The sequence below is a fragment of the Sphingomonas sp. Y38-1Y genome, from assembly GCF_032391395.1.
Classification (GTDB): domain Bacteria; phylum Pseudomonadota; class Alphaproteobacteria; order Sphingomonadales; family Sphingomonadaceae; genus Sphingomonas.
In genome coordinates this window covers 2,789,688-2,808,218 of sequence record NZ_CP135916.1, presented here as the reverse complement: position 1 = coordinate 2,808,218, position 18,531 = coordinate 2,789,688, and the positions used below count along the sequence as shown (strand labels likewise).

Sequence of the window (18,531 nt, the reverse complement as noted above, 5' to 3'; positions counted from 1 at the left end):
CGCGTGGTCGGCTTTCCCGCGGCACGCATCGGCGACATGCACGTCTGTCCGATGGTGACGGGCATCGTCCCGCATGTCGGCGGACCGGTGTCGGGGCCTTGCGCGCCGACGGTGCTGACCGGTGCGATGCCGCAGGCGCGGATCGGCGACATGTGCGTTTGTGTCGGCCCGCCCGACGTCATCGCGACCGGCGCCTTCACGACCATCGTCAGCGGCAGCCCGGCCGCGCGCATCCTCGACATGACGGCGCATGGCGGCGTGATCGTCATGGGCATGTTCACCGTGCTGATCGGTATGGCGGGCGGCGCCGCACCGCCGACGATGGTGCAGGTCTTCCCCAACGTCACCGTCCGCGGCACGCCCGAGTTCGTCGAGGCGACGCTGCGCGCGATGGCGGCGATCGCGGCGACGCCGTCGGGCGCGAAGATGCTCGCCGACCTGCAAGCGACGGGCAAGCCGGTGACGATCCTGGAGTCGGCGCCTGGCGGCGACAGCTGCGGCGATTTCGGTTCGGGCGCGACCGACGGGACGGGCAGCGGATCGACGGTGCGGTGGAACCCCAATCCATCGACCATGTACGACGGCAGCGAGCCGTGGATGAACGCCCCGCCGGGCGTCATCCTGGGGCACGAGATGACGCATGCCACCCACGTCGCGCGCGGTGAAGCGAGCATGGCCAAGGTGCAGAACGACCACCTCGTCGATCCCACGCACCCCAGCGGCTACAATCATTACATTGCCGAGGAAGTCCGTACCGCGGGCATCCCGCCCTATAACGACGCGGCGACGCCCTATTCGGAGAACAGCATCCGCGCCGAATGGGACCCGCCGCAACCGCAGCGGCGCTATTACTGATGCTGGCGCGGCGATCCGTGCTGGGCGCGCTGCTGTGGCCGATGCTCGGCGGTTGCGGCAAGGCGGGCGATGCCGCGCAACGAAGGATGGAAAAGCCGATGACGGTGGCCAAGGAGTTCCAGGGATTGTCGGTGCGCGTCGCGCTGGCGGTCGAGGCCGACGCTCTGGTGCTGAGCTACGAAGCGCGTGCGACGGGGAGCGAGGCGATCTTCCTGCTGGACGGCATCCATGACCCTGCCGCCGGCGGCAAGCTGCCGATGCGGAACCGCCCCTGGGTCTTCGTGGGGGAAGGGGAGGCGGTGCTGACCGCGCGCTTCCATGCGGCACCTCCGGGCATGTTCGTCAACGCGCTCAATGTTCCAGTGCCGACGCGGATCGCGCCGGGCGAGCGGATCGAGCGGCGGGTGACCGCGTCGCTGCCGCTGGTCGGCGACGAACCCTATCGCAAGTTCGAGCGGCCGCCGGTGCCGCAGCGGCGTGAGCTGCCCGTTTTCTTCGAGCTTGGCTGGTTCGTCGGCCGGCCGGGGGTGGAGGCGATGGCCAAGAGTGTCGAAACGAGCGAGGGGCCGCGCATGGCCTTCCCGTCGGTCAGCGAGGAGGGGCAACAGGTCGGCCGCTTCGGTCCGCTCGGCAGCGTACCCGTCATCGCCAACGCGCTTCGGGCATGACCGCGGGCGTCCGCGCCGCCGCGACGCTTGCCGCCTCGATCGCGCTGATGGCGGCGATGGTGCTCGGCCTTCCGCATCTGATCGCGGGGCCGATCGCGGGACTGGGGCTGGGTGACGCTGGCATCGAGGCGACGTTCACGATCGTCGTGTTCGGCGTGATGATCGGCGTTGCTGCGACGGGTGCTCGGATGACGGGTGGTAATGCACTGACGTTCGGTGGCGGCGCCGGGCTTGGCGCAGCGCTCGGCCTGGCCGGGCTGGCGAGTGCGGTCGCGTTCGTCTCGATCGCAGGCACGCTGACCGGTGGCGGCGGAGCGTCGCTGGCGCTGGTCGGGATTGTCGCGGTCGCGGTGCAGGTGCTGGGCGAGGAGGCGTTCTTCCGCGGCTGGCTTCAGCCGGTGCTGGCGAAGGGTTGGGGGCTTGCGGCGGCGATCGGCGTGGGTGCGGCGGCGTTTGCCGGGCTGCACCTGCTGGGCGGTGCGCGGACGCCGCTGACGCTGTTCAATCTGCTGCTCGGCGGATTGTGGTTCGGGCTGCTGGCGGCGCGGGGCGGGGGGATCGCCGCATCGACGCTTGCGCATCTCGTCTGGAATGCGGGGGAGCAGCTCGTGCTCGGGCTCGACCCCAATCCCGGTCTTGGCGGCTTTGGTGCGATCCGCGACTTCGACCTGGTCGGCGCAGGGGTGTGGGGCGGGTCGGAAGAGGGGCTCAACGCCAGCCTGGCGATGACGTTCGCGCTGCTGGCGATCGTCGTGCCGCTGGCGATCGATGCGTTCAGGCGACCGTCGCTGCCCGCCCCTCAGCTCGCCTGATCGGCGCGCGCCGAGTCGATCCGGTCACGCTCGCGCCGGAACGCCGCCATCGCATCGGCCGCCAGCGTCTTGCCCGTGCCTGTCTCGATACTCTGCGGATCGACGGGGGCGCCGTCGATCCAGACCTCGTAGTGAAGGTGCGGGCCAGTCGAGCGGCCGGTCGTCCCGACTTCGCCGATCTGCTGCCCCTGCCGCCAGCGCGCGCCGGGCACCAGGCCGGGGGCGAAGCGGTTGAGGTGCATGTACCGCGTCTGCCAGCCATTGTCGTGGCGCAGGATCACGAAATTGCCCGCCGCCCCGCGCGGCGCCGCGACCTCGACCGTGGCGTCGCCCGCGGCGTACATCGGCGTGCCGATCGGCGCGGCGAAGTCGGTGCCCTTGTGAAGCTTCTGGTAGCCCAGGATCGGATGCTTGCGGAACCCGAAGGTCGAGCTGATCCGCGCGCCGTCGACGGGGGTGCGCATCAGCGACCGCACGGTGCTCGCGCCATTGCCGTCGAACCAGCCGGGTTCGGTCTCGCCGGGCGCAAGGAAGCGGTAGAGCGCGCGCGCCTTCTTGGCGGTGCTGAGCGACACGTAGAGGAGGCGGGGCGCCCCCGAGGGATCGCCGCTGGGATTGTAGTCCTGCTCGAACGCAACCTCGAAGATGTCGCCGGGCGCGACCTCCCGTTGAAGGTCAAAGTCGAACGAGAAGGCGTTGGCGAAGTCGTCGATCAGGCTGTCGGTCACCCCCGCCGCGACCGCCGAGGTGTAGAAGCTCTCGGCATCGAGCTCGCCGCGCACGACCTTGACCCGCGTCTCCAGCTGGGCGGCGACGCGCTGTTCGGCATAGCCGCCGCCCGCCTTGGCGAGCAGCGTCACGCCCGCGCCATCGCCGCGCGTGGCGGCAAGGCGGGTGAGGCGCGCATTAGGGGCGGCACCGACCAGGTCGATCTCCAGCCGGATCTCGCCCGCCGCTTCGCCCAGCGCCGCCATCGCGGCCTTTGCGGCGGTGGCCGTGTCGGAGGGGACGACGCCCGCGGCGACGAGCGTGTCGGGCAGCTCGGCCACGCCGCCGATGTTGAGCGTTCGGCGGCTGGCGGGCGGCGCATCCTCGCCGGTCGCGACCGGCGCGGCGACGGTCGGAGCCGGTGTTTGCGGCGCGTCGACACGCTGGCTCCGCGCCGTGAGCGCGCCGGCCGCGAGGATCAGCGCGGCGCTCCCCCCCGCCAGCCAGCGCGTGCGATCGCGCGGCCCGGCGGCAGGCGGCGCCGGCGTCGATGGCGGCCCGGCCCAGCTTCGCGGATCGAAGGACGTGCCGTCACTCGCGGGTGCAGCCGCAACCCAGCTGCGCGGATCGAACGACGGCGCGTCGGCGCCCGGTTGATCGGCCATCGCGCATCCCCCCGCGCGGCCGACCATCGACCGCTTTTCCCCCACCGGTCACGATAACGCGGCTTTTGCCTGGACGAAAGCTGTGCTTAAAGTGCGGCGGGGGGAATGGGGCATGTCGGGCAGGAATCGTGTCGCTTGGCATGAGGGGATGTTCCTCCGGCCACAGCATTTCCAGGCACAGGATCGTTTTTTCGACGGTCAGCTTCGTGACCGCGTCGATAGCGTTCGGCCCTGGGCATGGGGCTTTACTGAACTCGTCATAGATGAGGACTTGGCTTCACTGGGCAAGTTCGGCGTCGCACGCGCCAGCGGGGTGATGCCGGACGGCACGCCATTCGCCATTCCGGACATGCTGCCGCCGCCCGAACCGCTCGACGTGCCGGGTGATGCGCGCGATGCCGTCGTTTCGCTGACACTGCCCGCACGCCAGCCCGGCGCGACCGAATTCAAGGACGTCGAGGCACGATCGTTCGACGCGCGCTTCGTCGTCGAGGAGGGCGAGGTGCTAGACGCCTATGCCGACGAGCGGGTGAGCGAGCCGATCGCGTTCGGGCGCCCGAACCTGCGCTTCGGCGTGACCCGCGACCAGACCTATGGCCGGATCGTGCTAGGCGCGGCGCGCGTGCGGGAGGTCGCGAACGGGCGGGTGATGCTCGACGACCGCTACATCGCGCCGACACTCGACTTCGACGCGGCGCCGCGGCTGCGCGGGGCGGCGACCGACATTCTGGGCCGCGCCGAGCAGCGCGCCGAGGAACTGGCGCTGCGCGCGGTCGAGGCGACCGATGGCGGCGCGGAGACGTTCGCGAGCTTCCTCCTCCTCCAGGCGCTCAATCGCTGGGTGCCGGTGCTCCAGCATCTCGGCGGATTGCCGATGGTGCATCCCGAGCGATTGTTCGAGTGCTTCGTGTCGATGGCGGGCGAGCTGGCGACACTGGTGCGGCCCGACCGCAAGCCGCCGCCGCTGCCGCGCTACGACCATGAGAACCCGCAGCTCTGCTTCGACCCGGTCATCGACCTGCTCCAGTCGATGCTGTCGGCGGTGTTCGACCGGTCGGCGATCCGGCTGCCGCTCGAGCTCGCCGGGCCGGGCGCCTATGTCTCCAAGATCACCGATCATCACCTTTACACCACCGGCTATTTCTATCTCGCGGTGAATGCCGCCTCGCCGGTCGAGGAGATCCGCGCGGTGTTCCCGTCCGTCGCGAAGATCGGGTCGGTGACCAAGATGCGGCAGATCGTCGATTCGGCGCTGCCCGGCGTACCGCTCCGCCACACGCCCACCCCCCCGCCGCAGCTTCGCGTGCTGCCCGGCTATGTCTATTTCGAGCTCGACCGGGGCTCCGCCGACTGGCGCGACTTCGCCTCCGCGCCTGCCCTGGGCCTGCACGTCGCGGGGCAGTGGCCCGAGCTCAAGCTTGAACTCTGGTGCGTGAAGAGGGCGAACCGATGAGCGAAGGGGGCGGTGGGGGCGGCAACAAGACGGTCTTCCGACCGTCACCGCTCCAGGGACTTCGTCAGGGGCAACAGCCGGGCGCCGCGCCGCCGCCGCCCGCGCCGGCCAGTTGGGGCCCGCCGCAGCCGCCCGCACCGCCCCCCGCCTACGCACCGCCGCCTGCTGCCGCGCCGCAAGCCTATGCGCCGCCGTCCAACCTCGCCCCCTCGCGGCTGGCCGAGGACGACGTGCCGCTGCCGGCCACCCCGCGCCAAGTGCGCAACATCCTGCTGGCGGAGGCCGGGCCGGTCCTGGCCCTCGCCGCCAGCGTTCGCGGCGGGCGCGTTCGCGTGGCGCTGCCGCAGTTCCACAATCAGGCGACGCAGGCGATCGCCGCCTTCGACCGCGCGATCACGCCGCATTACCCGCAGGAGACACGTCAGCGCGCCAAGTATGCGGTGTGCGCGACGATCGACGACGTTGCGCAGAATCTGCCGCATGCGGGCAGCGACGGTGCCGAATGGGCGCGCCGATCGATGGTCGTCAGCTTCTTCCAGGAGAATATCGGCGGCGACCGTTTCTGGCAGTTGGTCGATGACATGCTGCGCGACCCGGCGCAAAATGCCGATCTGATCGAGCTCTATCACGCCTGCCTGGCGACGGGGTTCGAGGGGCGCTTTCGCATCATGCCGGACGGCAAGCGCCGGCTGCACGAGATCCTGTCGCGGCTCAACTCGGCGATTCCGCAGACGCGGACCGTGTCGTCGGTCGAGGTGTCGCCCGAATGGCGGGGCGAGAAGGCACCGCGCGAGCGCCGCGGCTTCTGGAGCCTGATCGCGCTGGCCGCGGCGGGGGCGGCGGCGTTGCTGCTGGTCATCTACATCGTGCTGCGGCTTCTCCTCATGTCGGGCGCGGATGCGCCGTCCGAGCGGCTGGCGGCGATCTTCCCCGACGATCCGCTGACGCTGTCGCGAAGCGGCGCGGCGATGCCCGCGGCGGAAAGCGCCCAGGCCTCGAAGCTCAAGCAATTCCTCGCGCCCGAGATCGCGCAGAAGCTGGTGGTGGTCGAGGAGGACGCGCAGACCGTGCGTGTCCGCACCACCGTTGGCCAGCTGTTCCAGTCGGGCTCCGACCAGCTCGAGAGCGGCCGGCAGGCGCTGTTCGAGCGGATCGGCCGCGCGATCGAGGAAGAGCAGGGCAGCGTCCTGGTCGAGGGGCATGCCGACAGCGACAAGGTGTCGAACCTGAGCTTCCCCGACAACATGGCGCTGAGCCAGGCGCGCGCCGAGACGATCGGCGGCATCCTGAAGTCGGTGCTGTCCGATCCCGGCCGGGTGACGACGAAGGGGATGGGCGAGAGCGTGCCGATCGCCTCCAACGACAGCGCGGAGGGCAAGTCCCAGAACCGGCGCGTCGAGATCATCGTACCGCGGCGCTACTGACGGCTTGGGGGCGGAGGCATGAAGCGCTTTTTCGGCAACTGGACCGCGGTCACGCTGACCTGCGCGATCCTCTCCGTGCTCGTCCTGTCGGTCGGGCTGCCGTTCTTCGTGGCGGGCCTCAGGCCGCTCTGGGTGCGGCTCGCGTTCGCGGTCCTGATCCTGGGGCTGTGGGGGCTCGCCTTCTGGCTCCGCCGCCGCAAGGCGCAGCGCGCCGCCGCCGCGCTCGCCGCCGAGCTGTCCGGCCCGAACGCCGCCGACGAGGAGGGCCGCGCGCTCGCGCAGCGGATGGGCGAGGCGCTGACCAAGCTGAAGGCCGGGTCGGGCAAGAAGCGCGACTATCTCTATGCCGCGCCCTGGTACGTCATCATCGGTCCGCCGGGCGCGGGCAAGACGACGGCGCTGCTCAATTCGGGCCTTCATTTCCCGCACACCGATCAGGCGGTGAAGGGCGTCGGCGGCACCCGCAACCTCGACTTCTGGTTTGCGGACGAGGCGGTGCTGCTCGATACCGCGGGCCGCTACACGACGCAGGACAGCGACTATAAGGTCGATGCGAGCGGCTGGACGTCGTTCCTGTCGCTGCTGCGCAAGCATCGTCCGCTGGAGCCGATCAACGGCGTCATGGTGGCGATCGGCGTCGACGAGCTGATCCGAAGCGACTGCGCCAGGATCGACGCCCATGCCCGCGCGGTCCGGCGGCGGCTGGTCGAGCTTCGCCAGTCGCTCGAAGTGGCGGTGCCCGTCTATGTCGTGCTCACCAAGGCCGATCTGCTCGCGGGCTTCACCGAATATTTCGGCGACCTGGATGTCGAGGGGCGCCGCGCGGTGCTCGGCGCGACGCTGCCCGCCGGCGCCGGCAAGCCGTCGGGCGAGGCACTGGCGCGCGCGTTCGACACGATGGCGCAAGCGGCGACCGATCGCCAGGCCAAGCGCCTGTTCGAGGAAGTCGACGCCGCGCGGCGCGGCCTGATCCTCGGCTTCCCATCGCAGCTTCAGTCGCTGCGCTCGCGGCTGATGCGCTTCCTCGACGGCGCGTTCGTGTCGGGCGACGAGGCGGCGGGCAATCTTCGCGGCTTCTATCTGACGAGCGGCGTCCAGCAGGGCGCGCCGCTCGATCGCATCCTGTCGGGCATGGCCGACGTCTACGACCGCGCGCCCGAGCCGCAGGCGGCGGGCGGCGGGCGTGCTTACTTCCTCAACCGGCTGCTGACCGAGACGCTGTTCCCCGAATCCGGCCTCGTCGCGTTCGATCCCGCGGCGGTCCGGCGGCGGCGGACGCGGCTGGCCGCGGCGTTCGCCGGCATCGGCGCGGCCGCCGTCCTGACGCTCGGCGCGTGGGGCGTGAGCTACGCCGCGAACCGCAGCTTCGAGGGCGAGCTGCTCGCCAGGACCGAGGCGGCGGCGACCCTGCTGCGCGACTCTGGTGTCGATCTGAAACAGGTCCGGGATGGCGATGCGGACCTGCGCGCCGTCCTGCCCGGCCTCGATGCGTTGCGGGCGCTGCCGCGTGGCTATGCCGAACGGCGGGCGACGGGCGCGCCTCTGTCAATGCGCTTCGGGCTCTATCAGTCCGGGCTGAGTGAACAGGCCGAGCAGACCTATCGCGAGGGGCTGCGCCGCGTGCTCTTGCCGCGGCTGATGCTGCGGCTGGAGACCTATCTCCAGGCGCATGGGGGCGACCCGATGGCGCTCTACGAGCCGCTCAAGGTCTATCTGATGCTCGGCCAGCAGGGGCCGATGGATGCCAAGGCGGTGCGCCAGTGGGTCTCGGCCGACTGGGCGCGCGAAGTGCTGCCCGGCGCCGATGCCGCGCCCGAGCGGGAGAAGCTCGGAAAGCACCTCGCCGCACTCCTCGAGGACAAGGACCTCGCCGCCGTATGGCCGGGGCGCAAGCCGCCGTTGGACGGCGACCTCGTCGCTTCGGCGCGCGCATCGGTGGGGACGCTCAGTCTTGCCGATCGCGCCTATGCGGTGATGCGCCAGAAGGCGGCGGGGCAGGGTGCGGACTGGTTGGTCGCCAACGTGCTGAGCCAGGGCGATGCCGCCGCGTTCGCCAATGCCGACCAGGTACTCGGCGCGCGCGTGCCCTATTTCTTCACGCGCGAGGGGTTCGAGAAGGCGTACACCGTCGGCCTCGCCACGGTGCAGGCGGACCTCAAGCGCGACCTGTGGGTGCTGGGCGGCGACGCCTCGACGTCTGGCGTGCAGGGCGAGATGGCGAACATCCGCCCCGGCGTCGCCGGGCTTTACGCTCGCGAGTACATCGCAGCTTGGGAAGGCATTGTGAAGCTGATGCAACCGGGCGGCTATTTCAGCGACCCGGCTGCGTTCGGCGCGTTCACCAAGAGCCCGTCGCCGCTGAAGCGCGTGCTGCTCGAACTTCGGAAGAACACGATCTTCGCCGGCGGCGCGCGCGGCGCGGCGGACAAGGCGATCGCGCAGCGCATGTCGTCGATGCCCGGCGGGCGCCTGATCCAGAATGCGGGCGCGGGGCGTGCGACGGGCCTTGATGCGGGCGCGGAGATCACCGGCTATTTCGAGCCGCTCCACGACTATGTCGGCGACGGCAAGGCGCCGGGCCCGATCGACGAGTTCGTCGCCGCGATCAAGCAGGCGGGCCAGGCGGTCATCGCCGCCAAGGCGGTCGGCGGTGGCGGCGGCGCTGAGGCGACACAGGCGGCGATGGCACAGGCGGTCGCGCAGGTGCAGGCCGCCGCCGCCGGCGCACCGCCGCAGCTCCAGGGCTTTGTCGGCGCGGCGGCGGGGGGCGGATCGACCGCGCGCGTCGACGCCGCGACCGGCGCGGTCGCCGATGCCTATGCGCAGACCGTCGGCCCCGCCTGCCGGGAGGTCGCGCAGGAGCATTACCCTTTTTTCGGTGCCGCGCAGACCGACGCCGCCACGGTTGACGTGCTGCGCGTCTTCGGGATGGGCGGCACGATCGACAGCTTCGTCCAGCAGCGGTTGAAGCCGATGATGGAGACCGAGGGGCCGGTGTGGCGCTGGCGCGCCGACGATCCGGTCGCCGCGGCACTCTCGCCCGCCAGCCCCGAGGAACTCGCCAAGGCCGCGCAGATCCGCGACCTGCTGGTCGGCGGGCTGCCTATCAAGGTCGCGCTGGCGAAGCTCGGCAGCGGCGTCGGTGCGGTCGAGATCGCGAGCGGCGGCACCACCTACCGCTTCGATGCAGTGGGGGCGCCCGCGCGGCCTTTGCTCTGGTCGGTGTCGGGTGGTTTGCCCGAGGCGTCGGTCACGCTCTTTCCCGTCGGTGCCGCCGCGACCGGCGCGCCCGCGCCGCTTCGCAAGATCGAGGCGGAGGGACCGTGGGCACTCTTCAAGCTCATGGACCAGGCGCAAAAGGAGAATGCGGGCGAGCGCGCGATCAAGGCGACGTTTGGTGAAGGCGCGGCGAGCGTCACTTTCCTGATCGGCTTGCCGTCCGACCGCAACCCGTTCAGCCGCGGCGGCATCTGGTCGTTCCGCTGCCCGGTGGCCCTGTGACCGGCAGTGTGAGCCTGTTCGGCAAGCTGCCGACGCATGGCGATTTCGTCGCGCGGGGGCTGAGCGCCGGCGATCGTGACGCGCTGGACGCATGGCTGTCCGGTTCGATGGCGGAAGCGGCGGCTCTCTATGAGGATTTCGACGCGCGCTACGATGCTGCGCCGCCGTGGCGCCATGCTGGACCGGCCGGGGGCGGGGCAATCTGCGCCTCGGTCGACGCGGCGGGGCGGCGCTTTCCGCTGGTGCTGCTCGGGCCGGCGGGAGAGGCGTGCGAGGCGTTGCTCTATCGCGCACTCGGGGAAGCGTGGGACGCCGACCGCCTCCATGTCGAGGCAGGGGGGCTGGCCGCGTCTCCGTCCGACGTAGCGCTCTGGTGGACCGAGGGCAGCGACCCATTCCCGCCCGCGCGGCGCGAGGGCGAGCGCCCGCCTGCGCTGATCGCGGCGATGCTCGATACGCAGGGAGACGCGCCGTGACCGGTCCGCGCATCGACGCGCATGCGCTGACCCATGTGGGACGCGTGCGCAAGAACAACGAGGACAGTTTCTGCGAGCGTCCGCGCGATGGCTTGTGGGCGGTGGCCGACGGCATGGGCGGACATGAGCGCGGCGAAGTCGCGTCCGCCGCGATCGTCGAGGCGCTGCACGCCGCGCCGCTGACGGGGCAGTTCGACGACGACGCTCCCATCGCCGCCGACGCGATCCACGCCGCCAACGCTCGCATCTGGGCCGAAGGGCAGGAGCGCGGCGGGCAGATGGGGTCGACCGTCGTCGCGCTGCTCCTGCGCGGCTGGCGCTTCGCGGTGCTGTGGGTGGGGGACAGCCGCGCCTATCTGCTGCGCGGTGGGACGCTCTATCAGCTGACGCGCGACCACAGCCAGGTGCAGGACATGGTCGATCGCGGTCTGTTGAGCGAAGCCGACGCCGCGGGCCATCCGATGAGCCACGTTCTCGCCCGCGCGGTCGGTGTGCGGCCCGAGACGGAGGTCGACATCGTCGCGGACGAGGCGGTGCCCGGCGACGTGTTCCTGCTGTGCAGCGACGGCCTCAGCGGCCCCCTCGCCGATGCCGAGATCGCCGGCCTTTTGCGGACGGGCGACGCGCAGGCGGCCGAGCGGCTGGTCGCCGCGACGCTCGACCGCGGCGCGCCCGACAATGTGACCATCGTCGTTGTCGCCCTCAACGAGACGACCTCGCTCAGCTTTGCCGAACCGGTGAGTGGACCCAGCGTATGACCGACCCCGACGACAAGTCGCCCCCTCCTGAGGATGCGACGGTGTTCATGCCGTCCGCCGCCCCGCCGCCGCCGCCGGCCGAGCCCTCGCCGCCGCCGATGCGAACCGAGGCGGCCGCGTTCCAGACGCACTTCGCCCCGCGCACCGACGGGCAGGGGATCCAGGTTGGGGACGTCCTCAATCACATCTATGAGGTCAAGCGCTTCATCGCTCGCGGCGGCATGGGCGAGGTGTTCGAGGGGATGAACGTCAACTCCGACGAGCGCGTCGCGATCAAGGTGATGCTGCCCGCGCTCGCCGCCGACCCCAACGTGATCGGCATGTTCCGCAAGGAGGCGCGCACGCTGACGCGCCTCCAGCACGAGGCGCTGGTCCAGTATCGCGTGCTCGCGCAGGAGCCGCAGCTCGGCGTGCTCTACATCGTCACCGAATATATCGACGGGACCAACCTTGCCGACGTGCTCGGCCAGTTGCGGCCGGACGAAGCGGACCAGATGCGGCTGCTGCGGCGGCTCGCGTCCGGCCTGAACGCCGCGCATGCGCTGGGCGCGATCCACCGCGACATCTCGCCCGACAACGTGCTGCTGGAGGAAGGACGGCTCGACAAGGCCAAGGTGATCGACTTCGGCATCGCCAAGGATCTCGATCCCGGTTCGGCGACGATCGTCGGCGACGGGTTCGCGGGGAAGCTCAGCTATGTCGCGCCCGAGCAGCTCGGCGATTTCGGTCGCGAAGTGGGGCCTTGGACCGATGTGTACAGCCTCGGCCTCGTCATGCTGGCGGTGGCCGAGGGCAGGAATGTCGCGATGGGCGGATCGCTGGTCGATGCGGTCGACAAGCGGCGCGCGGGTCCGGACCTGGCGGCGGCGCCCGACAAGCTGAAGCCGATCCTCCAGCGGATGCTCGCCGCCGATCCGGCGCAGCGCTTCCGCTCGATGGACGAAGTGCTGGCTGCGCTCAACGCGCTGGAGGCAGTGGCCCCGCCCGCGCCGCCCCCGACGCCGGCCAGGAAGAGCATGGCGGTGCCGGCTGGCATCGGCGCGGCGGTGCTGCTCGCTGTGGCGGGTGTCGGCTGGTTCGCGATGCGCGGCGGCGACACGCCGGTCGATCCCGGCGGCAAGGCCGGCGCGCCGGTGGCGGCCGCGGGCGATCCGGTGGCGCGCGCGCGATCGATCGTCGACTCGACGCTCCCGTCGGTCAACTGCACCTGGCTCCAGGTCGTGGACGTCGGCGGCGGCGCGGGCGGCCCGCTGGTCAAGCTGACCGGCGTCGCGGGTAATCCCGCCGCCGCGCAGACCGAGATCGCGCAGGGGCTGGCGCAGCAAGGCATCCAGGGCGCCAGCATCGACTTCGACGAGGTCTCGCCGATCACCCAGTCGGGCTGCGCGGCGCTCAATACCTATCGCCAGATCCGCTCGCCCGACGCCAGCCGCCTCGCGGTGCCGCAGCGCAGCTTCGAGATGCGGATGCAGCCGAACGATCCGTCGCAATCGGGCTATCCGGGCGAGAACGCCGCCAACGTCGTGGTCGAGATGAACCTCGGCGATCCGGCGCGCGACTTCGTGATGGTGGGGCTGGAGCCGTCGGGCGTGATCGACGGCGACTTTTTCGGCAGCGGATCGGTCGCCGACCGGAAGCAGGTGGCGGGCGTCGCCGCACAAGGCTCACGCAACGTGACGGCGCTGCCCGGCGACAAGTTCAAGCTCCAGCTGGAGGTCAATCACGCCGGCTGGTCGGGCATCCTGATGCTGAGCGGCAAGGGGCCGTTCGACAAGGATTTGATCGCTCCGCCGCTCGGCGCGCGGGGGCCGGACTGGACCAACAAGTTCGTCTCCACCGCCGCCGAGCGCGGCTGGCAGGCGGACATGGTGTGGTTCCGAACGGTGGACGAGGCGAAGGAGTAGGGAGGGCCGCCGGTCACTCCGCCGGCGCGAACTCGGGCTCGGTGGTGCGGGCGCGCGCGAGGCGCGAGATCGCCGGCCACAGGAACGCCGCGCCGCCCAGCACCAGGCTCGCGTCGATCAGGTATAGCGCCGCGATGCCGCTCTCGATCGTCGCGGCATGGACGACGCCCGCCACCACCATCGCCGCGCCGAGCGCCAGCCGCAGCGAGCGCGCCCAGACCTCGGCACGCGGCACGATGATCGCCGCGCCCATCATCAGCGCCAGACCAAGCCAGAACAATGCGACCATCGGCGCCTCCGCCCCGAACAGCGCGCGCTGTACCAGCGCCGCCATCATCAGCGCGGGCGATCCCCAGATCACGGTCGCCCACATCGCCTCCAGCCGCGGGCTCGCGCGGCCGCGCTGGCGGCGCTTGACCAGCCAGATCGACATTCCGGTGCCGCAGATAATCGTCACCGCCGCGCCCAGCAGGACATAGATCAGCCGCACCGGCAGCCCGCCGAACGAGCCGAAATGCAGGTCATAGGTCGAGGCAGCGAACTGCTTGCCGATCGGCCCGTTGCTCAGCCCGACCTTGTGCGTCGGCCGGCCATCGGCGGTGAAGGCATAGGTTTCGCCATAGATCAGCCGGCGCGGGTGCTTGGCGAGGATCGTCAGATACTGGCCGCGCGTGCCGGGTTCGTGGATCACGACATAGCTCGGCTGCACCTCGGGCTGCATCGCCTTGAGGTTGGTCATCGCCGCGGCGATGTTGGCGAGCGGCGCCTTGCGGTCGTCATGCGCGGGCTCGCCGCCGAACAGCGGCGCGTACGCCTTTTCGATGTCGCCGCCATGCCATTTGGTCGCCATCGCGTAGAAGCCGACGCCGCTCAGCCCGATCATCGCGCCGGTCAGCGCGAGCGCGAGGCCGAAGGGCAGGGTCCAGACGCCCAGCCGGTTGTGCCAGTCGGCGAGCGCCAGTTGGCGTTGACCGCGCGCGCGCAGCCGGAATGCGTCGCGAAAGATGCGCGGATGCGCGAGGACGCCGCCCAGCGTCAGCGCCGCCATCATCACGCCCAGCGCGCCGACGATCGTCAGGCCCAGCGTACCGGGGACGTGCAGATAGACGTGGAGGTTGATGAGGAACTCGGTCCAGCCATGCGCCTCCTTGCCCGCGATCGCGCCGGTCGGGTCGACATAGACCGCCTGGTTGTCGGTGGTGACGACGGTGCGCGGCAGCGCGTCGTTGGGCAGATGGATGTAGAAATGCTCGGTCGGCTTCTTGCCCGTCTCGCTCGCCAGAACGGTGGCGGCGGCGGTCTGAAGCGCTTCGGGGCTGATCGACAGCGTCTCGGCGATATTGGGCTGCTCCCAGCGTTGCAGCTCCTCGCGCAGCACGACGATCGTGCCCGACAGACAGATCAGGTAGAGAAGTCCGCCGGCGAGCAGGCCGATCGCGGCATGACCGGACAGCGCTCGGCGGACGAGGTCGGGTGAAGGGAAGCGCATCGCGGACGTCCTCAACCGAGCAGCCAGAAGGTCGCGCCCGACACGGCGCCCAGCGCGGCGAGCGGCCGCAGCATGCCGCGCGCGCGATCCTCGAGCAGCAGCACGGTGCCGAGCACCGACCAGACTAGCGGCGTGACGATCAGCGCGAGCGTAGTGCTGTCCGCGTCGACCGCGCCGCCCGCTCGCGCCGTCGCGGCAAAGGCGAGCCCGGCAAGCAGCGAGACGAGACCGGCGACGGGCATGGCGAGCATGAAGATAGCGATACGGCGGCCGACATCGCGCCAGTCGCGCGCATGCAGGTGGACGCTCGGATCGCTCTCGACCACCCGCGCCGCGCGGGCGGGGGCGGTCGAGGCGATCGCCTCACGCGCCAACAGCGCAAAGGCGACGAGCATCACGGGGATCGTCCCCATCGCGAAGCCCCAGGCGCCGTCGATCGCGGTCAGCATGCCGATCGCGACGACGATCGCCGCCCATCCGCCAAGCGTCAGACGAACCTGAGCCGGCTCCCGCGCGTCCCAGCCGAAGCGGAGCAGCACGACACCCGCGCCGGCGAGGAGCAGAAGGGTGGCGGTCAGCATAGGAGCGAGGCAGCGTCACGGATCATGACGCCGCTTATGACGCGCGACCAACTTGAGAGCAAGTCGCAATAGCAGACCGAACGGGCCTCGCTATGACGCTCCGGCTACTCCGCCGCCACCGCCTCCCGCCGTCCGCGCCCGAGCAGCGGCGCCAGATATCGCCCGGTGTAGCTGCGCGGCTCCTTCGCCACCGTCTCTGGCGTGCCAACGGCGACGATCTCGCCGCCCTTGACGCCGCCTTCGGGGCCCAGGTCGATGATCCAGTCGGCGGTCTTGATGACGTCGAGATTGTGCTCGATCACCACCACGGTGTTACCCTGGTCGACCAGCGCGTGGAGCACTTCCAAGAGCTTGCGCACATCCTCGAAGTGGAGGCCGGTCGTCGGCTCGTCGAGGATGTAGAGCGTCTGTCCGGTCGATCGGCGCGCGAGTTCCTTGGCGAGCTTGACGCGCTGCGCCTCGCCACCCGACAGCGTCGTCGCCTGTTGCCCGACCTTGACATAGCCCAGGCCGACTTCGGACAGCATCGCCATCTTGTCGCGGATCGGCGGCACCGCCTTGAAGAACTCGAACGCGTCCTCGACCGTCATGTCGAGCACGTCGGCGATCGACTTGCCCTTGAACTTCACCTCCAGCGTCTCGCGATTGTAGCGCGCGCCGTGGCACACGTCGCAGGTGACATAGACGTCGGGGAGGAAGTGCATCTCGATCTTGAGCACGCCGTCGCCCTGACACGCCTCGCACCGCCCGCCCTTGACGTTGAAGCTGAAGCGGCCCGGCTTGTAGCCGCGCGCCTGCGCCTCCGGCAGGCCCGCGAACCAGTCGCGGATCTGGGTGAAGGCGCCGGTGTAGGTGGCGGGGTTCGACCGCGGGGTGCGACCGATCGGCGACTGGTCGATGTCGATGACCTTGTCGCAATGCTCCAGCCCGGTGATCTTGTCGTGCTTGCCCGCGAGCACGCGCGCGCCGTTCAATGTGCGCGCGGCGGCGGCATAGAGCGTGTCGATCGTGAAGCTCGACTTGCCCGATCCCGACACCCCGGTGATGCAGGTGAAGGTGCCGAGCGGGATCGACGCGGTAACGCCGGTCAGGTTGTTCGCCGTCGCATTGTGGACGGTCAGCTTTTTCTTGTTGCCCTTGCGCCGCACCGGCGGCACCGCGACTTCGCGCGTGCCGTTGAGATAGTCGGCGGTGACGCTGCCTTCCGCGACCAGAAGCTCGTCGAGCGTCCCCTTCGCGACGATCTCACCGCCATGCACGCCCGCGCCCGGGCCCATGTCGATGACATAATCGGCGGTGCGGATCGCATCCTCGTCATGCTCGACGACGAGCACGGTATTGCCGAGGTCGCGCAGCCGCCGAAGCGTCGCCAGCAGCATGTCGTTGTCACGCTGGTGGAGGCCGATCGAGGGCTCGTCGAGGACGTAGAGCACGCCCGACAACCCGCTGCCGATCTGCGACGCCAGGCGGATGCGCTGGCTCTCGCCGCCGGACAAGGTGCCCGACGTGCGGTCGAGGTTGAGATAGTCGAGCCCGACATTGTTGAGGAAGCCGAGCCGCTCGTCGATCTCCTTGAGGATCGCTCGGGCGATCTCGCGGCCCTGCGGCGTCAGCTTCTCGGGCAGCGACTGGTACCAGCCGAGCGCGTCGACCACCGACAGGCGGGTGACCGCGCTGATGTCGGTGCCGGCGACCTTGACCGCCAGCGCCTCGGGCTTGAGCCGTGCGCCGCCGCAGGTTTCGCACGGATGCGCGGCCTGATATTTGGACAGTTCCTCGCGCGTCCAGGCGCTCTCGGTCTGAAGCATGCGGCGGTTGAGGTTGCCGATCACCCCCTCGAACGGCTTCTTCACGTCATAGGATTTGCGCCCGTCAACGAAGGTCAGCGTGACCGGCTTGCCCTTGGTCCCCGACAGGATGACGTCCTGATGCTCGGGGGCGAGGTCCTTCCACGCCGCGTCGAGGCTGAACCCGAACTCGCGCGCGAGGCTGCCCAGCACCTGCATGTAATAGGGGCTGGGCGGGTTCGACTTGGCCCAGGGCACGACCGCACCCTTCTTGATCGACAGGTCGTGATTGGGAACCACCAGGTCGCGATCGAACTCCAGCCGTTCGCCCAGCCCGTCGCATGCGGGGCAGGCACCCTGCGGCGCGTTGAAGCTGAACAGCCGCGGCTCGATGTCCGGGATGGTGAAGCCGGAGACGGGGCAGGCGAACTTCTCGGAGAAGACGATGCGGTTGGCGGGGACGCCCGCGCCCTTCATCTTCTGAGCCCTCTCCCCTTCAGGGGAGAGGGTTGGAAGAGGGGAAGGAGCCTCGCCGAGACCAGCGTCAGCGGCACTGCCCCTCTCCCCGGCCCTCTCCCCTGAAGGGGAGAGGGAGGGAACCGGCCCGTCCACCAGATCGACATACGCGAGTCCCTCGGCCAGCTTCAGCGCGGTCTCGAAACTCTCCGCCAGCCGCGTGGCGATGTCGCCGCCGACGACCAGGCGATCGACCACCACCTCGATGTCGTGCTTGTACTTCTTGTCGAGTGTCGGCGCTTCCTCGATCAAATACATCTCGCCGTCGATGCGGACGCGCTGGAAGCCGGCCTTCTGCCACTCGGCGAGTTCCTTGCGATACTCGCCCTTTCGCCCGCGCACGACCGGGGCGAGAAGGAGGAGGCGCGTTCCCTCGGGCAGCGCGAGCACGCGGTCGACCATCTGGCTGACCGTCTGCGCCGCGATCGGCAGGCCGGTCGCGGGCGAATAGGGGATGCCGACCCGCGCCCACAAGAGGCGCATATAGTCGTAGATCTCGGTCACCGTCGCGACGGTCGAGCGCGGATTGCGCGACGTCGTCTTCTGCTCGATCGAAATCGCCGGTGACAGACCCTCGATATGGTCGACGTCGGGCTTCTGCATCATTTCGAGGAACTGGCGCGCATAGGCGCTCAAGCTCTCGACATAGCGCCGCTGCCCCTCGGCATAGATGGTGTCGAAGGCGAGGCTCGACTTGCCCGATCCCGACAGCCCGGTGATGACCGTCAGCGTGTCGCGCGGGATGTCGATGTCCACTCCCTTGAGGTTGTGCTCGCGCGCGCCGCGCACCTTGATGTGGCTCAGCATCCGGAAAACCGATGCTGAAAAATGGGGCTCAGGGTCATGCAGTCCGTTCTAGCTTCGTTCCGGGAAGATCGCCAGCATTGCAGATAGGAACGAGGGTTGATGCATGCGAGGGGGGCGACGAACGGCG

At 70.0% G+C, this 18,531-nt stretch carries 13 protein-coding genes; 9 read left to right on the top strand and 4 right to left on the bottom strand.

Annotated features, from left to right (window positions below):
- Positions 1-3: 3 nt before the first annotated feature.
- Genes RS883_RS13405 through RS883_RS13395 form a run of 3 tightly spaced genes read left to right on the top strand, consistent with a single transcriptional unit; the run spans position 4 to position 2,335 of the window.
- Positions 4-855: a M91 family zinc metallopeptidase gene (locus tag RS883_RS13405; protein WP_315760685.1), complete on the top strand. Its 852-nt coding sequence runs from the start codon at positions 4-6 to the stop codon at positions 853-855.
- Positions 855-1,523, top strand: a complete 669-nt coding sequence (locus RS883_RS13400) for a hypothetical protein (protein ID WP_315760684.1) — start codon at positions 855-857, stop codon at positions 1,521-1,523. Before RS883_RS13405 ends, RS883_RS13400 begins: the two co-directional genes overlap by 1 nt.
- The gene (locus tag RS883_RS13395; RefSeq protein ID WP_315760683.1) at positions 1,520-2,335 is read left to right on the top strand and encodes a CPBP family glutamic-type intramembrane protease; all 816 of its coding nucleotides are present in this window, start codon (positions 1,520-1,522) and stop codon (positions 2,333-2,335) included. The genes RS883_RS13400 and RS883_RS13395 overlap by 4 nt, the downstream gene beginning before the upstream one ends.
- Here RS883_RS13395 and RS883_RS13390 read toward each other — a convergent pair.
- Positions 2,323-3,708, bottom strand: a complete 1,386-nt coding sequence (locus RS883_RS13390) for a M23 family metallopeptidase (protein WP_315760682.1) — start codon at positions 3,706-3,708, stop codon at positions 2,323-2,325. The two genes, RS883_RS13395 and RS883_RS13390, sit on opposite strands and share 13 nt — an antisense overlap.
- Before the next feature lie 112 nt (positions 3,709-3,820).
- Here RS883_RS13390 and tssK point away from each other — a divergent pair, with 112 nt between their 5' ends.
- From tssK to RS883_RS13360, 6 genes are read left to right on the top strand one after another with little or no spacing between them, the layout of a single operon-like run.
- Positions 3,821-5,161, top strand: coding sequence for a type VI secretion system baseplate subunit TssK (gene tssK / locus RS883_RS13385; protein ID WP_315760681.1), 1,341 nt, complete (start codon positions 3,821-3,823; stop codon positions 5,159-5,161).
- Entirely contained in the window at positions 5,158-6,585 is a 1,428-nt protein-coding gene (icmH, locus tag RS883_RS13380) for a type IVB secretion system protein IcmH/DotU (RefSeq protein ID WP_315760680.1), read from the top strand. The genes tssK and icmH overlap by 4 nt, the downstream gene beginning before the upstream one ends.
- Positions 6,586-6,603: 18 nt before the next feature.
- On the top strand, positions 6,604-10,086 hold the full coding sequence (gene tssM, locus RS883_RS13375; RefSeq protein WP_315760679.1) for a type VI secretion system membrane subunit TssM: 3,483 nt from the start codon (positions 6,604-6,606) through the stop codon (positions 10,084-10,086).
- Entirely contained in the window at positions 10,083-10,562 is a 480-nt protein-coding gene (gene tagF, locus RS883_RS13370; protein ID WP_315760678.1) for a type VI secretion system-associated protein TagF, read from the top strand. Before tssM ends, tagF begins: the two co-directional genes overlap by 4 nt.
- Entirely contained in the window at positions 10,559-11,320 is a 762-nt protein-coding gene (locus tag RS883_RS13365) for a PP2C family protein-serine/threonine phosphatase (RefSeq protein WP_315760677.1), read from the top strand. Before tagF ends, RS883_RS13365 begins: the two co-directional genes overlap by 4 nt.
- On the top strand, positions 11,317-13,224 hold the full coding sequence (locus tag RS883_RS13360; protein WP_315760676.1) for a serine/threonine-protein kinase: 1,908 nt from the start codon (positions 11,317-11,319) through the stop codon (positions 13,222-13,224). Before RS883_RS13365 ends, RS883_RS13360 begins: the two co-directional genes overlap by 4 nt.
- A 13-nt stretch (positions 13,225-13,237) precedes the next feature.
- Here RS883_RS13360 and RS883_RS13355 read toward each other — a convergent pair whose 3' ends face one another.
- The 3 genes from RS883_RS13355 to uvrA all read right to left on the bottom strand — a co-directional run bounded on the left by RS883_RS13355 (position 13,238) and on the right by uvrA (position 18,404).
- Positions 13,238-14,713 carry a PepSY-associated TM helix domain-containing protein gene (locus RS883_RS13355; protein WP_315760675.1) on the bottom strand — a complete coding sequence of 492 codons (1,476 nt, stop codon included), beginning with the start codon at positions 14,711-14,713 and terminating at the stop codon, positions 13,238-13,240.
- A gap of 11 nt (positions 14,714-14,724) precedes the next feature.
- Complete coding sequence (locus RS883_RS13350; RefSeq protein WP_315760674.1) at positions 14,725-15,294, bottom strand: hypothetical protein; 570 nt, start codon at positions 15,292-15,294, stop codon at positions 14,725-14,727.
- Positions 15,295-15,398: 104 nt separating this feature from the next.
- The gene (gene uvrA / locus RS883_RS13345; RefSeq protein ID WP_315760673.1) at positions 15,399-18,404 is read right to left on the bottom strand and encodes an excinuclease ABC subunit UvrA; all 3,006 of its coding nucleotides are present in this window, start codon (positions 18,402-18,404) and stop codon (positions 15,399-15,401) included.
- Between the last annotated feature and the right edge of the window lie 127 nt (positions 18,405-18,531).